This window comes from Burkholderia territorii, from assembly GCF_001718335.1.
In the GTDB taxonomy this organism is placed as follows: Bacteria; Pseudomonadota; Gammaproteobacteria; order Burkholderiales; family Burkholderiaceae; genus Burkholderia; species Burkholderia territorii.
This window is the reverse complement of record NZ_CP013366.1, coordinates 970,795-992,173: the sequence shown is the minus strand read 5'-3', so window position 1 is coordinate 992,173 and position 21,379 is coordinate 970,795. Positions and strand designations below refer to the sequence as shown.

Sequence of the window (21,379 nt, the reverse complement as noted above, 5' to 3'; positions counted from 1 at the left end):
AAACGGATTCGATTCGCCGGTCACGGGTTTTCGTGCCCCGGAAAAACAAAAAGCCCCCGCGCTGCGGGGGCCGGACGTGATCGGCAATGCGTGGCGCGTCACACCGCCTGGATATTCGCTGCCTGCTTGCCTTTCGGCCCGATTTTCACGTCGAAGGAAACGCGCTGGTTCTCCTTCAGCGTTTTGAAACCTTCCATCCGGATTTCGGAAAAGTGCGCAAACAAATCTTCGCCGCCATTGTCGGACGTAATAAAACCGAAACCTTTAGCATCGTTAAACCATTTTACGATACCGGTATCCATACCTTCGTTCCCCACTCGTTTAGATCAAAAAAGCTACTGTTTATAGCCGCCTCCCGACATCCCGCAACGGCGCGCCGATACTCCCCCCAGCGCTCCGCCCGGGGACGGAGTGCTGACTTTATAAATTGGACAATCCGGGTGCGTCAAGGAAATTTTTGGCGGTTTCTTTATCAAAAAAACGTCAATACCGCTGGAATCGGTACACCATCGCCTTTTATTAATTGATCCGCATCAAAAACCTGTCAATGTTACCGGGATGTCAATCACGCATAATCGAAATGATGAAAAACCTACCGGGGACAAATCGGAGCGGTAAAATCCTCGGGTTTTTTCCGGATTGCTAAGAGCGTCGGACGTTGCGATGCTGGGGCAATGCAATGGAAGGAGAAGGTCATGTGGCTGGACGGAATCAAACGCTTCGCGAGTCGGCTCGCACGCGTACGCCGCAAGTCCCGCGCGCTGGCCGAGTCCCGTGAAAAGCCGTGCGACACCGAGTTCGACCCGACCTGGCACGGCGATCATTGGCAGAACCTGCTGGCGTCACCGCTGGACGCTCGCCACTACGTGATGGAAGACTGGACGTACACGCCACCGCAGGCCGATGCCCACGACACGCCGCCAACGGGCAAGCGCAAGCGACGCTCGTACGCGCAATAGGGAATCCGGCAGGAACGCAGGCAAAAAAAAGCGCGACTGGGAAGTCGCGCCGACAAAGGTTTGGAGATCTTTTCCGTCAACGAAAAAGTCTGCTTCGGAAAGCAGAGATCGCAGTATAGCGAGAGAACATCCTTTCATTATCCATGCTCCACACAAACCTCTATTGCCGATGTGTCAATAATGGCGCTACGGCCGCTCTCGGCCGCCGCTGGCCGCCTGTCGCGATCGCGCAACGTCGCTGACATCCGTTACGCAGTCCTGAGCACCTTCTTGATCTGCTGCGTTGCGGCAAAGCCTTGATGGCCGGGCCTCTCCGCCCACCCAGCCATTCTTGCGAGATTCAAAATACTGTATTGCCAGAAGCAATTTTCTTCTGCCCCCGCGCGAATCCGTACACTGCAAATGGATTTCCGACGAGGGTGCCGCGCTCTACGCGCACGGCGTCGCCAACCCGCGATGCCGCCGATGCCCGCAGCAGGTTCGATCGATACCATCCTGTTTGGAGACAGATCATGAAAAAGCCCCTGATCGTCGCCGCATTGACCGGCGTGTGTGCCACCGCCGCCCATGCGCAAAGCAGCGTCACGCTGTACGGCCTGATCGATGCCGGCATTACCTATACGAACAACCAGGGTGGTCACAGCGCGTGGCAGGAGACGAGCGGCTCGATCAACGGCAGCCGCTGGGGGCTGCGCGGCACCGAGGATCTCGGCGGCGGACTGAAAGCGATCTTCACGCTGGAAAACGGTTTCGGGATCAACAACGGCACACTCAAGCAGAACGGCCGCGAATTCGGTCGTCAGGCCTTCGTCGGGCTTGCACACGAGAGCTACGGCTCGCTCACGCTCGGCCGCCAATACGACAGCGTCGTCGATTTCCTCGGCCCGCTGTCGCTGACCGGCACTCAATACGGCGGTACGCAGTTCGCGCACCCGTTCGACAACGATAACCTGAACAATTCGTTCCGGATCAACAACTCGGTCAAGTATCAGAGTGCCAACTATGGCGGCCTGAAGTTCGGCGCGCTGTACGGCTTCTCGAATTCCAGCGATTTCTCGAACAACCGCGCATACAGCGTGGGCGCGTCGTACAGCTTCATGGGTTTCAACGTCGCGGCCGCGTACATGCAGCTGAACAACAACATCAACGCACTGTCGCTCGCGGCAAGCGATCCGGGCGCGGTGGCCGGCGACTGGACGTTCGCCGCCAGCCGGCAGCGCACCTGGGGCGCGGGTCTCAATTACGCGTTCGGGCCCGCGACGGCCGGCTTCGTGTTCACGCAGACGCGCCTGACCGATTCGGCCCGGATCAGCGCCGGGCAGTCCGGTGTGACGGGCGGCATCCCGCTCGCCGGCGGCACGCGCTTCAACAATTACGAAGTGAACGGCCGCTACGCGCTGACGCCGGCATTCTCGCTCGCCGGCTCCTACACGTACACCGACGGCCGACTCGACGGCCAGACGCCGAGCTGGCACCAGTTCAACCTGCAGGCCGACTATGCGCTGTCCAAGCGCACCGACGTGTATCTGCAGGGCGAGTACCAGCGAGTCAACGCGGACGGCCTGGCGCTCGGCGCGAACATCAACGGGCTCGGCACCGCGTCGTCGACGAACAAGCAGATCGCCGTCACGGCCGGCATGCGCCACCGATTCTGAGCGATGGTCCCGGCCCCCGCCGGGCCGGGACCATCATGACGAAGCGCCCTACGGGGCGCTCGTCGTATTCGGCTCGACAACGCTTGCTGCTCACGCGCTGCCCGGTGCCGGATAACGAACGTCGAGCACGTCGATCGGCTGGGGACCGGCCGGCGTCATCAGCGTGACGGTGTCGCCGATCCTCGCCTTGATGAGCGCCCGCGCGATCGGCGAGATCCAGCTGACGCAACCGCGATCGAGATCGACCTCGTCGATCCCGACGATCGTGACCGTGTGATCCTCACCGTCCGGCGTTGCGTAATCGACGGTCGCGCCGAAGAACACCTGGTCGACATTCTCCTGCCGGCTCGCGTCGACGACTTCGGCGAGATCGAGCCGCTTCGTCAGGAAGCGGATCCGGCGGTCGATCTCCCGCAGTCGCCGCTTGCCGTAGATGTAATCGCCGTTCTCGGACCGGTCGCCGTTCGACGCGGCCCACGATACCAACCGCACGACCTCGGGGCGCTCGACGTCGATCAGGTTCAGGAGTTCGTCCCTGAGCCGCTTGTGACCGGCCGGGGTGATGTAGTTCTTCGTGCCCGCCGGAATCGCGGGTTGACCCGGGTCGAGATCGTCGTCGTCGCTGTCCGACTCTTTGACAAACGCCTTGTTCATGATGCAGATTCAATACATGGATGACTGATGCATCAAGGGTACACGAACGCGGGCCACCCAAGATCGGGTGACATTTTTTGCGAATAAGGCTTCCCTTTTTATACAACCCTGCTATACTTCCGCTTCTGCGTGCGGCTGTAGCTCAGTTGGATAGAGTACTTGGCTACGAACCAAGGGGTCGTGGGTTCGAATCCTGCCAGCCGCGCCACCTTTTTCAAGGGCCTTCCAAACCGAAGGCCCTTTCAGTTCGATGTTGTAGCGTTTTGTTGTTGCGTGCGGCTGTAGCTCAGTTGGATAGAGTACTTGGCTACGAACCAAGGGGTCGTGGGTTCGAATCCTGCCAGCCGCGCCACCTTTTTGGGGGCCTTCCCATCGCAGAAGGTTCCGACAGTTGAAGTAGTACCGCTTTGCGTGCGGCTGTAGCTCAGTTGGATAGAGTACTTGGCTACGAACCAAGGGGTCGTGGGTTCGAATCCTGCCAGCCGCGCCACCTCAGAAGGGCCTTCCTCCGGGAAGGCCCTTTTTTCTTTTCTCGCCCCTCCCTCTCTTCGGCCAGCGTTCATTCCGCTCGAATCGGCTCGCCGCTGCACGACATCGCCCGCCCCGCGACACAAATGAAAACGGCGGCCCATGGCCGCCGTCGCATCGCGCCGCAAACGCCCCGTGCGGCATCAGTAATCCTGTCGCTCGCGCTCGATTCGCATGCCGCCGTCGTGACGCGCATGGACGCTGTCGTCGGTCGAGCGCTCGCGCATGATCCGCATTACGTCCGGATTGGTCCGCACGCGCCGCATCACGTTCGCGAGATGCACGCGATCGCTGACCTGGATCACGAACCGCAGCACCGTCGATTCGTGCGTCAAATCCTCGTCCATCGCGATGTGAACGATGTTCGCGTCGGCCGATGTGATGTCCGCGGCGACGCGCGCGAAAATGCCCTTCGTGTTCTTCACGAGCGCCTTCACCGCGACGTCGAACAGGCGACCGGGCTGCGGCGCCCACTCGACGTCGATCCAGCGCCCCGGATCGCGCCGATGAATGCGCTGCGCGACCCGGCAATCGGTCGTATGAATCGCCATCCCGAGGCCGATGCCGATATAGCCCATGATCGCATCGCCCGGAATCGGCCGGCAGCACGCCGACAGTTGCACGGACATCCCTTCGGTGCCGGTAATCACGACCGGCGGCGCATTGTGCGCGGGATGCCGCTCGGACTTCGGCAGATCGTCGTCCGCGTCGCGGCCGCTCATCAGCACCTCGATGCGCTTGGCCATCACCGCGGCGACGCGGCGGCCGAGGCCGATGTCCGCGAAGATTTCCTGGCGGCTCTTGTTGCCCGTCCACTGGACCAGCTTCTCCCACACCTCCGGGCCGACGTCGGCGAGCGCGAGGCCGTAACCCTTGAGGCTCTGGTCGACGAGCCGCTCGCCGAGCTGCACCGACTCGTTCAGGCGCATCGTCTTCAGGTAGTGGCGGATCGCCGAACGCGCCTTGCCGGTGCGCACGAAACCGAGCCACGCGGGGTTCGGCTTCGAATACGGCGCGGTGATCACCTCGACGATGTCGCCGCTCTTCAGCTCGGTACGCAGCGGCAGCAACTCGTTGTTGATCTTCACGGCCACACACTGGTTGCCGAGATCGCTGTGGATCGAATACGCGAAATCGAGCGCCGTCGCGCCGCGCGGCAGCGCCATGATCTTGGACTTCGGCGTGAACACGTAGACCGCATCCGGGAACAGGTCGATCTTCACGTGTTCGAGGAATTCGCTCGAATCGCCCGCTTCGCTCTGGATGTCGAGCAGCGACTTCAGCCACTGGTGCGCGCGCTTCTGCACGTCGTTCAGATCCGCGCCGCCATTCTTGTACAGCCAGTGCGCGGCCACGCCGGCCTCGGCGATCTCGTGCATCTTGCGCGTGCGCACCTGGAACTCGATCGGCGCGCCGAACGGACCGACGAGCGTCGTGTGCAGCGACTGATAGCCGTTGATCTTCGGGATCGCGATGTAGTCCTTGAACTTGCCGGGCACGGGCTTGTACAGCGAGTGCAACGCGCCGATGCACGTGTAGCAGTCGAGCGGATTGTCGACGACGACGCGAAAGCCGTACACGTCGAGCACCTGCGAGAACGACAGCTGCTTGTCGCGCATCTTGCGATAGATGCTGTAGATCGTCTTTTCGCGGCCGGTGATCTCGACGTCGAGCTTCGCGTCGGCCATCACACGCTGAGCCGCCTCGAGGATCTTGCTGATCACCTCGCGGCGGTTGCCGCGCGCGGCCTTCACGGCCTTCTCGAGCGTCGCGTAGCGATGCGGGTTGAAGTTCGCGAAGCTCATGTCCTGCAGCTCGCGATACGTGTTGTTCAACCCGAGGCGGTGCGCGATCGGCGCGTAGATGTCGAGCGTCTCGCGTGCGACGCGGCGGCGCTTTTCCATCGGCACCGCGCCCAGCGTGCGCATGTTGTGCAGACGGTCGGCGAGCTTCACGAGGATGACCCGCACGTCGCGCGCCATCGCGAGCAGCATCTTGCGGAAGTTCTCGGCCTGCGCTTCCTCGCGGCTGCGGAACTCCATCTTGTCGAGTTTCGACAAGCCGTCGACCAGTTCGGCGACCTTCGGGCCGAACCGTTCGGCCAGTTCGCTCTTGGTCACGCCCTGGTCTTCCATCACGTCGTGCAGGAGCGCGGCCATCACGGCTTGCGCGTCGAGCTTCCAGCCGGCGCAGATTTCGGCGACGGCGACGGGATGGGTGATGTAGGGTTCGCCGCTCTGGCGATATTGACCGAGGTGGGCTTCGTCGCTGAAGTGGAACGCCGCCTTGACCTCTTTGATTTCTTCCGGAGGGAGATACTCGGCAAGCGCGGCCGTCAGATTCGCGATCGAAACGACGCCGTGCTTGCGCGGCTGTTCCGGTGTGGCGGTCGGCCCGAACAGATGCCGGAAGGACTGTTCGAGGACCGCGTCGATGTACTGGCGCGCAGGCGACTGGGCCGTGGCTTCGGTGGTCGAATCCGCGGAGGCGGACGATGGGGTGGTGCTCATATTCGCCTCCAGGTGGTCGAGTCGTTGCGCGCGTGGACTACATGGCTGGAACGGGCCGGATGCGCGTTACACCGGCACCTTCTTCAGCATCTCGACGCCGACCTGGCCGGCAGCGATCTCGCGCAGCGCGACGACGGTCGGCTTGTCGCGGCTCTCGATCTTCGGCGTATGGCCTTGCGCGAGCTGCCGCGCGCGGTAAGTGGCGGCGAGCGCCAGTTCGAAGCGGTTGGGGATTTGCTTCAGGCAGTCTTCGACGGTAATGCGAGCCATGTTGGTAATTCCTTCTGAATATAGTCCCTATTCTACCTTATGTCCCTCTACCCCCGCGTCATTCCGCGTGGGGCAAATGGATGCCGAGCTCGATGAACAGCTCGGCATGTCGCGCGTACTGCGAAGCAAAGCGCAGACGCGTCGCCGCGACGATGCATTCGAGCTCGGCCAGCGCACGATCGAAATTCTCGTTGATCACGACGTATTCCGCTTCGGACGCGTGCGCCATCTCGCTGCCCGCGGCGAGCAGGCGTCGCGTGATCACGTTCGGCTCGTCCTGGCCGCGCTTCTTCAGACGCTCCTCGAGCGCATCGAGCGACGGCGGCAGAATGAAGATGCCGACCGCGTTGCGGAACTGCTTCTTCACCTGCTGCGCGCCCTGCCAGTCGATCTCGAGCAGCACGTCGTGGCCGCTCATCATCTGCTCTTCGATCCAGACGCGCGACGTGCCGTAATAGTTGCCGTGCACTTCCGCGCTTTCGAGGAATTCGTGCGCGGCGTGGCGCGCGCGGAAATCCTCGACGGTCGTGAAGTGGTAGTGCTGGCCGTCCTGCTCGCCCGGGCGCGGCTTGCGCGTCGTGTACGAAATCGACAGGCAGATGTCGCGATCCTTCGACAGCAGCGCGTTCACGAGCGTCGACTTGCCGGCGCCCGACGGCGCGATGACCATGAACAGGTTGCCGGGATACACGCCGCCGTGCAGCGCATGCGACGCGTGGCCGTCGTGAGTGGGATGGGTCATGTTGCGTTACTCCAGGTTTTGCACTTGCTCGCGCATCTGCTCGATCAACAGCTTGAGCGCCATCGATGCGTCGGCCAGTTCCTTCGCCGCCGCCTTCGAGCCGAGCGTGTTTGCTTCTCGATTCAGTTCCTGCATCATGAAGTCGAGACGCTTGCCGACGCGGCCGCCCTTCTCGATCACGTGACGCGTTTCGTTCAGGTGCGCGGTGAGTCGCGACAGCTCTTCCGCGATGTCGATCCGGATGCCGTACATCGTCACTTCCTGACGAATGCGTTCCGCGGCTTCCTCGCGCGTGACGATCGGCGCGCTGCCTTCGGGCGCCGCGAGGCCGAGCGCTTCCTGCAGCCGCTCGACGATCTTCTGCTGATGCTTCGCGATCAGCTCCGGCACGAGCGGCGTGATGCGCGCGACGATCGCCTCCATTTCGGTGACGTTCGACAGCAGCATCGTCGCCAGTTGCGCGCCTTCGCGCGAACGCACGACGACGAGCTCGCCGATCGCTTCCTTGCCGCACGCGAGCACCGCATCGCGGATCGCGTCGGCCGACACGCCGCTCTCGGCGAGCACGCCCGGCCAGCGCAGGATCTCGCCCGCCCGCAGGCGGCCGACGCCCGGAAACGAATCGAGCACCGAGCGCTCGAGCTCCGCGAGCTGGCCGAGGGCCGTCTGGTTCAGCGCGCCGGCGCCGATGCTCTGCTCGCCGCGCTGCAGGTTGATGCGCACGTCGACCTTGCCGCGCGAGAGCTTGTTCATCAGCATTTCGCGCAGCGCGGGCTCGCACGCGCGCACGTCGTCCGGCATGCGGAAATTCAGGTCGAGGAAGCGCGAGTTCACGGTGCGCAGTTCGACCGACACGCTGGTGCCGCCGTTGCCGGTGGCCGTGGCGAGTTCGCGCGTCGCGCTCGCATAGCCCGTCATGCTGTAGATCATGGTTCGTCTCGCCGTCTGGGTGCCCTTGGCGGGCGGGAAAATGTCGAGGCGCCCGGCGCATTGCAAGGCGCGGGGCGGGAAGCGCGCATTATCCCATTTTTGCGCGCCACCCCGCCGGGCAAGGCTGCCGTTCGGCGCTAAAATCGGGGTTTCCTCTTCCGTCCACGATTCCCCATGACGTCTTCCCTGTCCCGCCCGAGCGGCCGCCGCGCCGACGAACTGCGCAAGGTCGCCCTCACGCGCCATTACACGAAACATGCCGAAGGCTCGGTACTCGTCGAATTCGGCGATACCAAGGTGATCTGCACCGCGAGCGTTGCCGAACGCGTGCCCGAATTCCTGCGTGATCGCGGCCAGGGCTGGCTGACCGCGGAATACGGGATGCTGCCGCGCGCGACGCACACGCGCAGCGACCGTGAAGCCGCGCGCGGCAAGCAGACGGGCCGCACGCAGGAAATTCAGCGCCTGATCGGCCGCGCGCTGCGCGCGGTGTTCGATCTCGAGGCGCTCGGCCCGCGCACGATTCACATCGACTGCGACGTGATCCAGGCCGACGGCGGCACGCGCACGGCCAGCATCACCGGCGCGTTCGTCGCCGCGCACGACGCCGTGTCGAAGCTGATCGCGGCCGGCAAGCTCGCGCGCTCGCCGATCACCGATCACGTCGCCGCGATCTCGGTCGGCGTGTACGAAGGCGCGCCGGTGCTCGACCTCGACTACGCGGAAGATTCGCGCTGCGACACCGACATGAACGTCGTGATGACGGGCGCCGGCGGCTTCGTCGAAGTCCAGGGCACCGCCGAGGGCGTGCCGTTCTCGCGCGACGAGATGAACGCGCTGCTCGACCTCGCGCAAAGCGGGATCGGCCAGCTCGTGCAGCTGCAGAAAGACGTGCTGGGCGCCGGCCATGTCTGACGATCGCACCGTCGCACCGCTGTCGCGCATCGTGCTCGCGTCGAACAACGCGGGCAAGCTGCGCGAGTTCACCGCGCTGTTCTCGACGGTCGGCATCGAGATCGTGCCGCAGGGCGAGCTGGCCGTGCCGGAGGCGGAAGAGCCGTTCGGCACGTTCATCGAGAACGCGCTGACGAAAGCGCGCCATGCGTCGCGGCTCACCGGGCTGCCGGCGATCGCCGACGATTCGGGCCTGTGCGTGCGCGCGCTGCGCGGCGCGCCGGGCGTCTATTCGGCGCGCTACGCCCAGCGCGCGGGCGGCGCCAAGGGCGACGCGGCGAACAACGCGTACCTCGTCGAGCAGCTGCGCGGCGTCCACGACCGGCGCGCATACTATTGCTGCGTGCTGGCGCTGGTGCGCCATGCGAACGATCCCGAGCCGCTGTTTGCCGAAGGCCGCTGGGAAGGCGAGATCGTCGACACGCCGCGCGGCGAGCACGGATTCGGCTACGACCCGTATTTTTACCTGCCGTCGCTCGGCGCGACGGCGGCCGAACTCGAGCCGGCCGTGAAGAACACGCACAGCCATCGCGCGCTCGCATTGAAGGCGTTGCTCGCGCGGCTCGCGGAGGAACCGGCATGATCGTCCTCGTCATGCATTCGCAACCGGAGGCCGCATGAGCCAGGCGGCGGAAACCGGCGCGCGCGTCGTCGCGACCTTCACGTCGCCCGGGCAGGTAAAGCTCACGTCGCTGCCGCCGCTCGCGCTGTACGTGCATTTTCCGTGGTGCGTGCGCAAGTGCCCGTACTGCGATTTCAACTCGCACGAGTGGAAAGGCGAGCGGTTTCCGGAAACCGAGTACCTCGACGCGCTGCGTGCCGATCTCGAACAGGCGCTGCCGCTCGTCTGGGGGCGGCAGGTGCATACGGTGTTCATCGGCGGCGGCACGCCGAGCCTGCTGTCCGCGGCCGGTCTCGACCGGCTGCTGTCCGACGTGCGCGCACTGCTGCCGCTCGATGCCGACGCCGAGATCACGCTCGAAGCGAACCCGGGCACGTTCGAGGCCGCGAAGTTCGCGCAGTTTCGTGCGAGCGGCGTGAATCGCCTGTCGGTCGGCATCCAGAGCTTCAACGAAGGACATCTGAAAGCGCTCGGCCGCATTCACGACACCGCGCAGGCACGCGCGGCCGTCGAGATCGCCGCGAAGACGTTCGACAACTTCAACCTCGACCTGATGTTCGCGCTGCCGAACCAGACACTCGACGAATGCCGGGCCGACATCGAGACGGCGCTGTCGTTCGCACCGCCGCATCTGTCGCTGTATCACCTGACGCTCGAACCGAACACGCTGTTCGCGAAGTTTCCACCCGCGGTGCCGGACGACGACGCGTCGGCCGACATGCAGGAATGGATCCACGCGCGCACGGCCGAGGCCGGTTACGGCCGCTACGAAGTGTCCGCGTACGCGAAGCCGAATCATCAGTGCAAGCACAACCTGAACTACTGGCGCTTCGGCGACTATCTCGGGATCGGCGCGGGTGCGCACACGAAGCTGTCGTTCCCGAACCGGATCCTGCGCCAGGCACGCTACAAGCATCCGGCCACCTTCATCGAACAGGCGATGGCCGGCACGCCGGTGCAGGAAGAGCGTGAAGTCGGTGCACGCGACCTGCCGTTCGAGTTCATGCTGAACACGCTGCGGCTCGTCGAAGGCTTCCCCGTGCACAGCTTTGTCGAACGCACGGGTTTGCCGATCAGCACGATCGAGCCGGCACTCAGGGAAGCGGAGCGGCGCGGACTGATCACGCGCGATTTTGCGCAGATCGCGCCGACGCCGCTTGGCCAACGGTTCCTCAACGACTTGCAGGAATTGTTCCTGCGCGACGATTGAAGCCGAACGAGGCGGCATTTCGGTTACAATGCCGCCTCGTGTGGAAGCGTGGCCGAGCGGTTTAAGGCACCGGTCTTGAAAACCGGCGACGGGAAACTGTCCGTGAGTTCGAATCTCACCGCTTCCGCCAGGAAGTTCGCCAAACCCCGTCCATTCATCGAATGACGGGGTTTTTGTTTGTCCGCCGCGCGCCACGCACGGTGCCCGCCCAACGGGCCGACGCATCTCGCGCGATGCCGTTACAATCCGGCGCTCCGATTCGCGAAACGGGAAACCACGTCATGAAGCCCTTCATCGCCTCGTCGCTCGTCGCCCTGCTGGCCGCCGTCGGCACGCACGCGGCGGCCGCCGATTCCGCCTCCGGCACCGACGCGCAAACGCCTTCGTGCGCGATCGCGTACGTGAAGGGCGTCGGCGGCTCGCCGCGCAGCCTGCGCGAATATCTCGCGAGCCCAACGCCGTACAACTACCTGAAGGAAAACGAGATCCAGTGCAAGGTGTCGGATGACGGGCGCGCATCGAACTGCACCGGCGTGACCTACATCCGCAACGAACAGGTCAGCGTGTACGACGATTCCGACCCGGCGACGCTGACGGTGGTCGCGCCGGTGGAGCTCGAGCATGGCGAGAAATATCCCGTGATCCTCGTGGTGCAGCGCAAGGACGCGCGCTGCACGCGGTAACGCTCGATACGGTACGCCCGCCGCGCACACCCACGGCGCGCGCGAGCCTCACGAGCGGGCTCGCCATCGCCTAGAATTCGATCAGCACGGCGACACGACCGCCGCCGCGACTCGATGCCGCGCGCACCATCCTTGCGCGCGGCACACGGAGACCGCCATGACCGAACTGTCGACAGCGACGGATCACGTCGATTACGAAGGCTTCGAGATCCATGTGGTGCCGGGTCTCGTGCCCGGCAGCGAATCGCGTTACACCTATACCGGATATGTGTGCCATCCCGGCGTGAATCCCGCGCTGCCCGATCATGCGGTGCCCTTCCACGCCGACGGGGAGGAAAGCTTCGCGAGCGTCGACGAAGCGGTTCGGGAAGCCGTGCACATCGGCAAGACGATCATCGACGGCACGCATCCGGACCTGTCCGTTCTGTCGCTCGTGACGCACGGCTACTGAGCGGGCCGGTCGGGTCACCTCGACCCGCCATTGCGCATGGCGCGCCGTCACATGTCACGTCACATCGCGACACGTGTCGAGCGGGCCGCCGATCGCCATCATCCGCGAATCGCCACGTCGCGCATCGCGCACTATGCGTTTCTCCCGATAACAGGTCGCGCCCGGACGCCTATCATTTTTTTATAGTCACCCTCCGGCACTTCCCCATGTCCCCTGTTCCCCACCCGGGCGCGAGCCGGCTGCGTGTTGCCGCGCTGATCGTCGCCTCGTTGCTTGCCGCCTGCACCATCACGCCGCCGCCGTCGCTACGCTCGGTGCTGACGATCCCGTCCGCCATCCGCAGTGCGAATCGCGATCAGTACCGCGTGGAAGTCGCGCGGTGCGTCGCCGAGCACAATCCGTCCGGCGTCTCGCACGGCACGCCGCAGGCGATGCTGCGCTCGCTCGTCGTCGTCGCATTCACCGTCGATGGCAGCGGCCGCCTCGTCAACGCTTCCGTCTATCGCAGCAACGGCGACAGCGAAGCGGAAGGGCTCGCGCTCGCATCGCTGCGCCGCTCCGCGCCGCTGCCGCCGCCACCGTCGAAACTGCTGGACGGCAATGGCCGGCTCGAAATGATGGAAGGCTGGCTGTTCAACGACGACGGCCGTTTCCAGCTGCAAAGCACCGCATCCGCGCAGGCGCAATCGATCGACTGAGCCCGGGCCCGCCCGCGATTGTCGCTATGTCGCGGCGCTGGCTATAATTTTCCGCAATCGCGCGGCTACCCGCCCGCGCGCGCGTTCGCGCGCCGCACCCGGCATGCGAATCGACCACGCCGACACCGGGCCGCGGCGACCTGTCCGCTGCCTCGTCGACCGGCGAGCGACGTTCGTGCCAAGATGCGTCGACGCCGCCACCGCATCATCCGCCGGCTGCTCTCTTTCGGCAGGCGTCCACCTGCCCGCCGGAGCGCACGCCCGGTCGAATGCCCCAACGACAAAACGGAGACATCCATGTCCGCATCCCCCCCGGCCGTTGCACACGCAACCGGTTCGGCCGGCGCCGTCAGCCACCGGCGCATCGTGTTCGCGAGCTTCATCGGCACCGCGATCGAGTTCTACGACTTCTATGTGTACGCAACCGCCGCGGCACTCGTCATCGGCCCCGTGTTCTTCCCGCACGGCTCCGCGACCGCACAGGCGCTGTCCGCCTTCGTCACGTTCGGCATCGCGTTCATCGCGCGGCCGATCGGCTCGTTCCTGTTCGGCCACTTCGGCGACCGCATCGGCCGCAAGTCGACGCTCGTCGCATCGCTGCTCGTCATGGGTGTATCCACCACCGCGATCGGCTTCGTGCCCGGCTACGACACGATCGGCGCACTCGCGCCAGTGCTGCTCTGCGTGTTGCGCTTCGGCCAGGGCATCGGCCTCGGCGGCGAATGGGGCGGCGCGGCGCTGCTCGCGACCGAGCATGCGCCACAAGGCAAGCGCGGCTGGTTCGGGATGTTCCCGCAGCTCGGCCCGTCGGTCGGCTTCCTGATGTCGAACGGGCTGTTCTTCGCGCTCGCGCTGTCGCTGTCCGACGAACAATTCCGCAGCTGGGGCTGGCGCATCCCGTTCCTCGTCAGCGCGGTACTCGTCGCGCTCGGCCTGTACGTGCGGTTGAAGATCACCGAGACACCGGCGTTCCAGGCCGCACTCGAGCGCAACGAACGTGTGCGCGTGCCGGTCGCGACGCTCGTCTCGCAACACTGGCAGCCCACGTTGCTCGGCGCGCTCGCGATGGTGGTCTGCTACACGCTGTTCTACATCTCGACGGTGTTCTCGCTGTCGTACGGCGTGGCGACGCTGCATATTCCGCGCCAGAGCTTCCTCGGCCTGCTGTGCTTCGCCGTCGTGTTCATGGGGCTCGCGACGCCGCTGTCGGCGTGGGCGTCGGATCGCTTCGGCCGCAAGCCGGTGCTGGTCGTCGGCGCGATCGCCGCACTGCTCTCCGGCTTCGCGATGGAGCCGCTGCTCGGCAGCGGATCGATGCCGCTCGTCGCGCTGTTCCTGACGCTCGAGCTGTTCCTGATGGGCGTGACGTTCGCGCCGATGGGCGCGCTGCTGCCCGAGTTGTTCCCGACCAACGTCCGTTATACGGGCGCAGGCGTCGCGTACAACCTCGGAGGGATCCTCGGCGCGTCGATCGCACCGTACATCGCACAGTTGCTCGCCGCGCGCGGCGGCCTGTCGTGGGTCGGCGGCTACGTGTCGGTCGCGGCGGCGATCAGCCTGATCGGCGTGCTGCTGATGCGCGAGACCCGCGACGCATCGCTCCTCTGAGCCTCCGGGGCGCCCCGGGTTGTGCGGCGGCCGGCGCTGCCTATACTCGATCCGGGGGCGCGCTCGCGTGCCCCCGGATCCCTCCCCGAAGGAGCCGCCGCGATGAATATCCACCTCGGCAACGCCGACCTCGTCATGATCCTGGCGCTCGCGCTGGGTAGCGCCCTGCTGCTCGCGGCACGCTTCCGCCCGAAAACGTGGCGCGGCCTCCTGTTCGAGGCGCTGCTCGCCAACCTGGCCGCCATCGCCGCGGTGGTCACGGTCGAAGCGCTGCTCGCCTGAACCCGCCAGCCGCGCCTTCGCGGGGGAGCCCGTTCAAGTCGATAGCGGGCCTGTCCACGCGCTAGGCCGTCAGCCGCTCGCGCTGCGCGCCATAGGCCGGCCCGACCGCGTCGATTGCGTCGAGCGCCTGCGCCACCGAGGGTGGCGCGCCCGGCTCGCCGATCGACAGTGCATTCGGTGCGCCGCCGATGCCGCAATGGTGGCGCGAGGTCGCGACGAAAATCATCACGGTCGGCCGCTGCAGCGCGTGCGCCATGTGCACGAACCCGGTGTCCACGCCCACGACGAGCGCCGCCCGGCCGATGGCCGCGCCGAGTTCGCGCACCGACATCGCGGGCAGCACGATCGCGCCTGGCGCGCGCGCGGCTATGTCCTGCGCGTCGTCGTGTTCGGCCGGCGATCCCCACGGCAACAGCACGCGCACGCCGCGCGCCATCATCCGGATGGCCAGCGCGGCCCAGTCATCGGTCGGCCATTTCTTGTCCGGATTGGACGTTGCGTGGAACAGCAGCATGAACGGCGCGCCGTCGGTCACGGCCGGCGGCAGGCTCGCAACCTGCGGCGGGACGATCCCGTACGCGGCGATGCCTTCGGGCACATAGCCCAGCGCCTCGCCGGCGCTCACGCGCATCCCGTGCCAGGCGTCGCAGTCCGGTCGCGGGCCGAAGCGATGGGAGTACGCGAAACGGGCGCCCGTCTCGCCGAGATCCTGCGTCTGATAACCGACGCGGCGTGCGGCGCGCGCGAGTGCAGAGATGATCGCGCTCTTGTAGACGCCGTGCAGATCGATGACGGCATCGTAGCGATGCGCGCGCAGCGCGCCGATCGACGCGGAGATCGCCTTCAGGTCGCCGCCGTTGCGCAGCTTCTTGAACCGCCGCAGCGGCGCGCAGAGCACCTGGCTCACGCCCGGATGCCAACGCACGACCTCCGCGCAAGATTCGTCCACGGCCCAGTCGACCTTCACGCCCGGGAAGGCGCGATGGAGGTCCGCGACGACGGGCAGCGTCTGGACGACGTCGCCGAGCGACGTCACTTTCACGATGAGGATGCGTTTCACGTTCGTTCTGATGAATGGCTGGCCATTTCGCCATGCTAACGATGCTTGTGGTGCGCAAACATTACGTCAACATTACATTTGCAACAAAATGCGACGCTTGTGTAGATATTTGTCGAGCCCCGGACACAGCCGGTTCTTTTTATAATGCTTCCTTTGCCCTCCCGGCCCGCTGCCGATGCCCCGCCCCGCCCTCCCCGCACTCCCTGCGCTGTTTCCCGCCCTCACCCGCCGCTCGCTGCGGATCTGGCGCCAGTACGGCGTATTCTGGCTCGGCGCGATCGCCGTCGGTCTCGCGGCCGTGCTGTACGCGCGGCTGATCGACTGGGGCTACGATACCTTCCGCACGATGCGCGAGCACGCCGCGTGGCTGCCGCTGCTGCTCACGCCGTCGATCGCCGCGGCGTCGGTATGGCTCACACGCCGTTTCTTCCGCGGCGCCGAGGGCAGCGGGATCCCGCAGGTGATCGCGACACTGCATGCGAGCCCGAGCGCATTCGGCGCGCGGTTGCTGACGTTGCGCATCCTGTTCGGCAAGGTCCTGATTTCGTTCCTGGGAATCCTCGGCGGCTTCACGATCGGCCGCGAAGGCCCGACCGTGCAGGTCGGCGCGGCGCTGATGTTCAATCTGCGGCGCTTCTACCCGCGCTCGAACGCGCAGATCGAACGGCAACTCGTGCTCGCCGGCGCGGCGGCCGGCCTGTCGGCGGCATTCAATACGCCGCTCGCCGGGATCGTGTTCGCGATCGAGGAGCTGACCCGCAGCTTCTCCGCCCGCGCCAGCGGCGTGCTGATCACCGCGATCATTCTCGCCGGTGTCGTCGCATTGGGCCTGAACGGCAACTACACGTACTTCGGCACGATCGACGCCGGCAAGCATTTTCCGAAGATGCTTGCGGTCGCCGTGCTCGTCACCGCGATCGTGACGGGCATCGCGGGCGGCCTGTTCAGCTGGCTGCTGCTCAATACGGGCCGTTGGCTGCCCGCGCGCCTGCTCGGCCTGTATCGCGAACGCCCGATCGCGTTCGCGGCGCTGTGCGGCTTCGTGATCGCGCTCGTCGGCCTCGTATCGGGCGGGACGACGTTCGGCAGCGGCTACGCGGAAGCGCGCGGCCTGCTCGACGGCCATGAGCGGCTGTCGGTGCTTTATCCGTTCCTGAAGATGGTGTCGATGGTCGCGTCTTACCTGCCGGGCATCCCGGGCGGGATCTTCGCGCCTTCGCTGTCGATCGGCGCCGGGTTCGGCAACCTGCTGCATCTCGTGTTCGGCGACCTGAGCCTGCCGATACTGATCGCGCTCGCGATGGTCGGCTACCTCGCGGCGGTCACGCAGTCGCCGATCACGTCGTTCGTGATCGTGATGGAGATGATCAACGGTCACGCGCTCGTGATTTCGCTGATGGCAACCGCTCTGGTGTCGAGCCGCATGGCGCGTTTCTTCGCGCCGCCGCTCTACGAAACACTCGCCGAGCGCTATCTCGCGCCGCCCGCGGCTGCCGCCGAGCCCGCAGCGGCACCGGCTGCCGCGGCCGGTGTCGTGGCGCCGCAGGATGCGGCGGCCGCACCCGCCGATCCGCTCGACACGCTGCGCGAGCAGGACGATGGCGAGCCGGAAGCCGCGGCGGCCGGCAACGTCGCCACGCACGCGCCGGCGACGCCGAACGAGCGCGGCCCGTCAGGAGCCGGTGCGAGCGGCACGGCGCACACGGACCCGCGTGATCCTCAGTAGATCACCACCGGCGCCGGCCGGTAGTAGACGGGCCGGGCCGGCACCACGACACAGCCGGCGAGCGTGATCGCGACGAGCGCGATGGCAATGGCGGTTCGCTTCATCGCACGCCTCCCGTCAGGCCCAGTGGCCACGTGTCCAGAACCAGTTCGGGCCGCGCTGATCCCAGTGGCCCGGCACCCAGTGCATGCCGATGCGCTCGGTTTCCCAGTGGCCGCCGATCCACACGTAGCGTCCATGATCCCAGTGCCAGTGCCCGCGCTCCCACACATAACCCACGCGCGCGGCGGGCACGACCTCGTAGCGCACGGGCGGCGGCGCATTCGGCGCAATGACGACGACTTCCTCGACCGGCGCGGCCACCGGTTCGGCGACGACCATGCGGCCCGACTGCACCATCATCGGCGCACCGACGAGAATCTCGTCCGCGCGTGCGGCAAGCGGCGCGACGACGGCCGACAAGCCCGCGGCGAGCAGCGCGAGCGAAACGATACGACGTCGAACGGTAGAGACAGCCATGACAACCTCCTGATTGACAAATGACGCGAGCGTATTCGTTCAATGCGGGAGGTCGGCCAACGGCCGACAGACGCCGTGTTACGGCGAGCCCGAAAGTGCAACAGGGCGTAAGACGCGCACGACGGCATGCGCCGTCGTGCGGAGGGACAACCAGGAATCAGGCTTGCGGAATCTCGATCTTCACTTCGAGGACTTCGAGATCGTCCTGGCGCTCGAGGCTCACGCGGATGTCATCGTTCGAAATATGCACGTACTTCGAGATGACCGCGACGAGTTCCTTCTGCAGCGCCGGCAGATAATCGGCCGGCGGCCGGCCGCCGACCCGCTCGTGCGCGATGATGAGCTGCAGGCGCTCCTTCGCGACCGATGCGGACTTCTTCTTCTCGCCGAGGAGAAACGAAAGGATGGACATGGGCGGCCTCCGTTACTTGCTGCCGAAGAGGCGCTGCAGCAGGCCCGGCTTCTGGTAATCGGTGAAGCGCAGCGGCTTGTCCTCGCCGAGGAAACGGGCGACGACGTCCTTGTACGCTTCCGCAACGTCGGTGCCGTCGATATGCACGGCCGGCAGCCCCTGGTTCGATGCGTGCAGCACGGCTTCCGACTCCGGCACCACGCCGATCAGCTTGATGCGCAGGATCTCGCTGATGTCCTCGAGCGAGAGCATTTCGCCTTCGCTCACGCGCTTCGGGCTGTAGCGCGTGATCAGCAGGTGTTCCTTGATCGGCTCCTTGCCTTCGGTCGCGCGCTTGGTCTTCGACGACAGGATGCCGAGAATGCGGTCCGAGTCGCGCACCGACGACACTTCCGGGTTCGTGACGATCAGCGCTTCGTCCGCGAAGTACATCGCGTGCAGCGCGCCCGCCTCGATACCGGCCGGCGAATCGCAGACGATGTATTCGAAGTCCATCGCAACCAGGTCGTTCAGCACCTTCTCGACGCCTTCACGCGTGAGCGCATCCTTGTCGCGCGTCTGCGACGCCGGCAGGATGAACAGGTTCTCGCACTTCTTGTCCTTGATCAGCGCCTGGTTCAGGTTCGCTTCGCCCTGGATCACGTTGACGAGGTCGTACACCACGCGACGCTCGCAGCCCATGATGAGATCGAGGTTGCGCAGGCCGACGTCGAAGTCGATCACGGCCGTCTTGTGGCCGCGCAGCGCGAGGCCGGACGCGAAGCTCGCGCTGGTCGTCGTCTTGCCCACGCCGCCCTTGCCCGAAGTCACCACGATGATTTTTGCCATTTACCCAATACCCTGTGTTCGTCAATGAGAGCCGATCGATCCGGAGCGTACCGCGTGAATCACGTCAGGCGCAGCGGTTCGATCATCAGTTTTTCCTCTTCGAGCCGGATCTGCACCGATTTGCCCAGTATGTCGGCGGGCAACGGGTTCTCGGTCGTTCGATAGATACCCGCGATCGAAATCAGTTCCGGCTCCAGACACGTGCAGAAAATGCGCGCGTCGTGATTGCCGTGCACACCCGCGAGTGCGCGGCCGCGCAACGGCGCGTAGATGTGGATGTTGCCTTCCGCGATGATCTCGGCGCCGTGACTGACCGGCGCCAGCACCACGAGGTCTCCTTTCGCGTAAATCTGCTGCCCCGAACGCAGCGGCCGATCGATCACCAGCGTCTGGCCGCCGGCCGCAACCGGCGTCGGCGCCGCTGGCTCCGGTGCCGGTTCGGCCGCCACGGCCGCAGCTGCGGCAGCGGCCGGCGCCTGCTCTGCGTCCTCGGCCGGCTTCGCGGCCGGCGCGCGGCGGTCGCGCGCCTCGAGCAGCGGCAGGCCGGCTTCCGCCGCCCAGCCCTGCGTGGCGAGCGCGACGACGCCCACCGGGCGCATCCGCACGTCGTTCAGCATCTGGCGGATGTCGGCAAGTGCGACGCGTTCGTCGCCCTCGAGGCGGCGGACGTCGATCGCGACGACATCATCGGCAAAAAACTCGGGAGTCGCTTCGAAGCGCTTGACCAGTTCGGCACGCAACGCATCGAGATCGGTCGTCTTCACGGTGAACAGCAACGTATCGACCGATCCGCTGCGCAGCTCGAAGAATGGCGATTTTTTAAGCGACATGGACACTCTGCAAAAATTTTTTGCGTATTTTACAGGCGTCCACGCGTGCGGCCATTATTTTTGGGGAACCGGGCGGCGACGGGCGTGGCGAGCGCACGCCGGCGGGCGGGTGGCCGGACGGCCGACGGGCCACGATCGCGCCGTGCGGCCCGCGCATGCATGCTCAGGGCGTGTCGACGTGCGACACGAACAACGACTTCATCGCGCCGGGCATCCGTGCGATCGGCGCATGCTCGCCCGTGTTGCCGAAACCCGCGCGTTCGTAAAACCGGATCGCGTTGCGGTTCGCATCGGCGATCCACGCATAGACGTCCTGCGCGCCGCGTTCGGCCAGCCACGCGGTGGCGGTCTCGAGCAGCAGCACGCCGCCGCGCAGGTGGCGGACCGCATGCGCGACCCACAGCTCGCTGACGAACGCGCGCCGCTCGGGCGTATTGTCGAAATATGCGCCGATCATGCCGGCCGGATGCCCCTCGGTGTACAGCAGGAAAGTCGTCGACTCGTCGGATTCGGCGCGCAGCGCGGCGACGGCCGCCGCCGCGTCGGAATCGACGTTCAGCAATTCGGCCTCCGGCGCTTCGCCGGGCGCGTAGGGCTCGCGCAGCGATGCGGCGCGGAGTTCGCGATACACGCCGCCCTGGTCGGCAGCGATACGACGAACGGTCAAGGTCGAACTCATGCAGGCACAGCCCCCTTCGGACAGCAAGCTATTAGCTTCAACCGAAAGCGGGGCATGAGTCAAATCGTTATTTTCAAATGGCGGCGCCGATCGAAAGGCAACCGATGTCGCGCATGCGCCGGTGTGCAGGTGCAGCATCGATGCGTCGACCGTGGACTGCGCATGCAACGCGGCCTGCACGATCCGACGCGCAGCCCCGCCCCGCCTTGCCGTTCATGCGCCCTCACGCGGCAAGCGTGCTGCATTTCGCCTTCGACACCGTAATGGTTCGTTACATATGGATGCGAAAGAACCGCGCAGCCGCACGGCGTCGCCCCCAACCTGCTGCATCGCAACATTCGTTGCGAGTTTCGCCGACGGATGCACGCATGTGTCATCCCGGCCATTCATCTGACAACAACGCCCGCCCGACAGGCGGATCGGCGCGAGCGTGCCCTGTTTCAATCACCGCGTGCCAGCCCTTCCCGACCGGCGTCATGGGCAGCCGACCGTTTGGAGTTGCGCGCCTAGCGCGCGGGTTTGGAAAGCGTGCGCGACGGTCGTATAACTGGCACAACCGGACGACCGAT

General features: G+C 65.6%; 23 protein-coding genes and 4 tRNA genes. 15 read left to right on the top strand and 12 right to left on the bottom strand.

All coding sequences use genetic code 11. The annotated features are described in order from the left end of the window. Positions 1-98: 98 nt before the first annotated feature. Positions 99-302, bottom strand: coding sequence for a cold-shock protein (locus WS51_RS15265; protein ID WP_059448185.1), 204 nt, complete (start codon positions 300-302; stop codon positions 99-101). Positions 303-695: 393 nt separating this feature from the next. Here WS51_RS15265 and WS51_RS15260 point away from each other — a divergent pair, with 393 nt between their 5' ends. Both WS51_RS15260 and WS51_RS15255 read left to right on the top strand, forming a co-directional pair. After that, positions 696-959 carry a hypothetical protein gene (locus WS51_RS15260; RefSeq protein ID WP_059448184.1) on the top strand — a complete coding sequence of 88 codons (264 nt, stop codon included), beginning with the start codon at positions 696-698 and terminating at the stop codon, positions 957-959. A 512-nt stretch (positions 960-1,471) separates the two neighbouring features. After that, positions 1,472-2,614, top strand: a complete 1,143-nt coding sequence (locus tag WS51_RS15255) for a porin (protein ID WP_059448183.1) — start codon at positions 1,472-1,474, stop codon at positions 2,612-2,614. A 90-nt stretch (positions 2,615-2,704) separates the two neighbouring features. Here the strand turns inward: WS51_RS15255 and greB are convergent, their stop codons facing one another. Continuing rightward, entirely contained in the window at positions 2,705-3,268 is a 564-nt protein-coding gene (gene greB / locus WS51_RS15250; RefSeq protein ID WP_059448182.1) for a transcription elongation factor GreB, read from the bottom strand. Between the two features lie 131 nt (positions 3,269-3,399). Between greB and WS51_RS15245 the strand changes: the two genes are divergently transcribed. The 3 genes from WS51_RS15245 (at position 3,400) to WS51_RS15235 (ending at position 3,758) form a co-directional block, all read left to right on the top strand. Next, positions 3,400-3,476, top strand: a tRNA-Arg gene (locus WS51_RS15245). A 67-nt stretch (positions 3,477-3,543) separates the two neighbouring features. After that, a tRNA-Arg gene (locus WS51_RS15240) sits at positions 3,544-3,620 on the top strand. A gap of 61 nt (positions 3,621-3,681) precedes the next feature. Further along, positions 3,682-3,758, top strand: a tRNA-Arg gene (locus tag WS51_RS15235). A 181-nt stretch (positions 3,759-3,939) separates the two neighbouring features. On the opposite strand, the gene WS51_RS15230 is transcribed toward WS51_RS15235, so the two are convergent. The 4 genes from WS51_RS15230 to WS51_RS15215 all read right to left on the bottom strand — a co-directional run bounded on the left by WS51_RS15230 (position 3,940) and on the right by WS51_RS15215 (position 8,248). Further along, positions 3,940-6,306 carry a RelA/SpoT family protein gene (locus tag WS51_RS15230; RefSeq protein WP_059448181.1) on the bottom strand — a complete coding sequence of 789 codons (2,367 nt, stop codon included), beginning with the start codon at positions 6,304-6,306 and terminating at the stop codon, positions 3,940-3,942. Positions 6,307-6,372: 66 nt separating this feature from the next. Beyond that, positions 6,373-6,576 carry a DNA-directed RNA polymerase subunit omega gene (gene rpoZ, locus WS51_RS15225; protein ID WP_006025620.1) on the bottom strand — a complete coding sequence of 68 codons (204 nt, stop codon included), beginning with the start codon at positions 6,574-6,576 and terminating at the stop codon, positions 6,373-6,375. A 58-nt stretch (positions 6,577-6,634) separates the two neighbouring features. After that, the gene (gmk, locus tag WS51_RS15220) at positions 6,635-7,318 is read right to left on the bottom strand and encodes a guanylate kinase (RefSeq protein ID WP_059448180.1); all 684 of its coding nucleotides are present in this window, start codon (positions 7,316-7,318) and stop codon (positions 6,635-6,637) included. Positions 7,319-7,324: 6 nt separating this feature from the next. Then, complete coding sequence (locus tag WS51_RS15215; RefSeq protein WP_059448179.1) at positions 7,325-8,248, bottom strand: YicC/YloC family endoribonuclease; 924 nt, start codon at positions 8,246-8,248, stop codon at positions 7,325-7,327. 174 nt (positions 8,249-8,422) lie between these two features. Between WS51_RS15215 and rph the strand changes: the two genes are divergently transcribed. From rph to WS51_RS15170, 9 genes are all read left to right on the top strand, one after another. After that, on the top strand, positions 8,423-9,163 hold the full coding sequence (gene rph, locus WS51_RS15210; RefSeq protein ID WP_059448178.1) for a ribonuclease PH: 741 nt from the start codon (positions 8,423-8,425) through the stop codon (positions 9,161-9,163). Beyond that, a complete protein-coding gene (gene rdgB / locus WS51_RS15205; RefSeq protein ID WP_069229402.1) occupies positions 9,156-9,785 on the top strand; it encodes an RdgB/HAM1 family non-canonical purine NTP pyrophosphatase in 630 nt (209 codons plus the stop codon). The genes rph and rdgB overlap by 8 nt, the downstream gene beginning before the upstream one ends. A gap of 34 nt (positions 9,786-9,819) precedes the next feature. After that, entirely contained in the window at positions 9,820-11,034 is a 1,215-nt protein-coding gene (hemW, locus tag WS51_RS15200; RefSeq protein WP_059448176.1) for a radical SAM family heme chaperone HemW, read from the top strand. Positions 11,035-11,076: 42 nt separating this feature from the next. After that, positions 11,077-11,164: transfer RNA gene (locus WS51_RS15195), tRNA-Ser, on the top strand. A gap of 151 nt (positions 11,165-11,315) precedes the next feature. Beyond that, positions 11,316-11,717, top strand: a complete 402-nt coding sequence (locus tag WS51_RS15190; RefSeq protein WP_059507119.1) for a hypothetical protein — start codon at positions 11,316-11,318, stop codon at positions 11,715-11,717. 157 nt (positions 11,718-11,874) lie between these two features. Continuing rightward, entirely contained in the window at positions 11,875-12,168 is a 294-nt protein-coding gene (locus WS51_RS15185; RefSeq protein WP_059507118.1) for a hypothetical protein, read from the top strand. Between the two features lie 206 nt (positions 12,169-12,374). Continuing rightward, positions 12,375-12,866: an energy transducer TonB family protein gene (locus tag WS51_RS15180; RefSeq protein ID WP_069229401.1), complete on the top strand. Its 492-nt coding sequence runs from the start codon at positions 12,375-12,377 to the stop codon at positions 12,864-12,866. 297 nt (positions 12,867-13,163) lie between these two features. Further along, the gene (locus WS51_RS15175; protein WP_060273804.1) at positions 13,164-14,474 is read left to right on the top strand and encodes an MFS transporter; all 1,311 of its coding nucleotides are present in this window, start codon (positions 13,164-13,166) and stop codon (positions 14,472-14,474) included. A gap of 102 nt (positions 14,475-14,576) precedes the next feature. Further along, positions 14,577-14,756, top strand: coding sequence for a hypothetical protein (locus tag WS51_RS15170; RefSeq protein ID WP_059448171.1), 180 nt, complete (start codon positions 14,577-14,579; stop codon positions 14,754-14,756). Between the two features lie 61 nt (positions 14,757-14,817). Here WS51_RS15170 and waaC read toward each other — a convergent pair whose 3' ends face one another. After that, the gene (gene waaC, locus WS51_RS15165; RefSeq protein ID WP_059507116.1) at positions 14,818-15,816 is read right to left on the bottom strand and encodes a lipopolysaccharide heptosyltransferase I; all 999 of its coding nucleotides are present in this window, start codon (positions 15,814-15,816) and stop codon (positions 14,818-14,820) included. Positions 15,817-15,991: 175 nt separating this feature from the next. On the opposite strand from waaC, the gene WS51_RS15160 reads away from it, so the two are divergent. Next, positions 15,992-17,542, top strand: coding sequence for a chloride channel protein (locus tag WS51_RS15160; RefSeq protein ID WP_069229400.1), 1,551 nt, complete (start codon positions 15,992-15,994; stop codon positions 17,540-17,542). 117 nt (positions 17,543-17,659) lie between these two features. Here WS51_RS15160 and WS51_RS15155 read toward each other — a convergent pair whose 3' ends face one another. The 5 genes from WS51_RS15155 to WS51_RS15135 form a co-directional block, all read right to left on the bottom strand. Further along, complete coding sequence (locus WS51_RS15155; protein WP_059448168.1) at positions 17,660-18,061, bottom strand: YXWGXW repeat-containing protein; 402 nt, start codon at positions 18,059-18,061, stop codon at positions 17,660-17,662. 157 nt (positions 18,062-18,218) lie between these two features. After that, positions 18,219-18,473: a cell division topological specificity factor MinE gene (gene minE, locus WS51_RS15150; protein WP_006486661.1), complete on the bottom strand. Its 255-nt coding sequence runs from the start codon at positions 18,471-18,473 to the stop codon at positions 18,219-18,221. Between the two features lie 12 nt (positions 18,474-18,485). Then, positions 18,486-19,301 carry a septum site-determining protein MinD gene (gene minD, locus WS51_RS15145; protein WP_059448167.1) on the bottom strand — a complete coding sequence of 272 codons (816 nt, stop codon included), beginning with the start codon at positions 19,299-19,301 and terminating at the stop codon, positions 18,486-18,488. A gap of 59 nt (positions 19,302-19,360) precedes the next feature. Next, positions 19,361-20,131 (bottom strand): septum site-determining protein MinC, encoded by a 771-nt coding sequence (minC, locus tag WS51_RS15140; RefSeq protein ID WP_059448166.1) that lies wholly within the window; start codon positions 20,129-20,131, stop codon positions 19,361-19,363. A gap of 163 nt (positions 20,132-20,294) precedes the next feature. Beyond that, a complete protein-coding gene (locus WS51_RS15135; protein WP_230938231.1) occupies positions 20,295-20,948 on the bottom strand; it encodes a GNAT family N-acetyltransferase in 654 nt (217 codons plus the stop codon). Between the last annotated feature and the right edge of the window lie 431 nt (positions 20,949-21,379).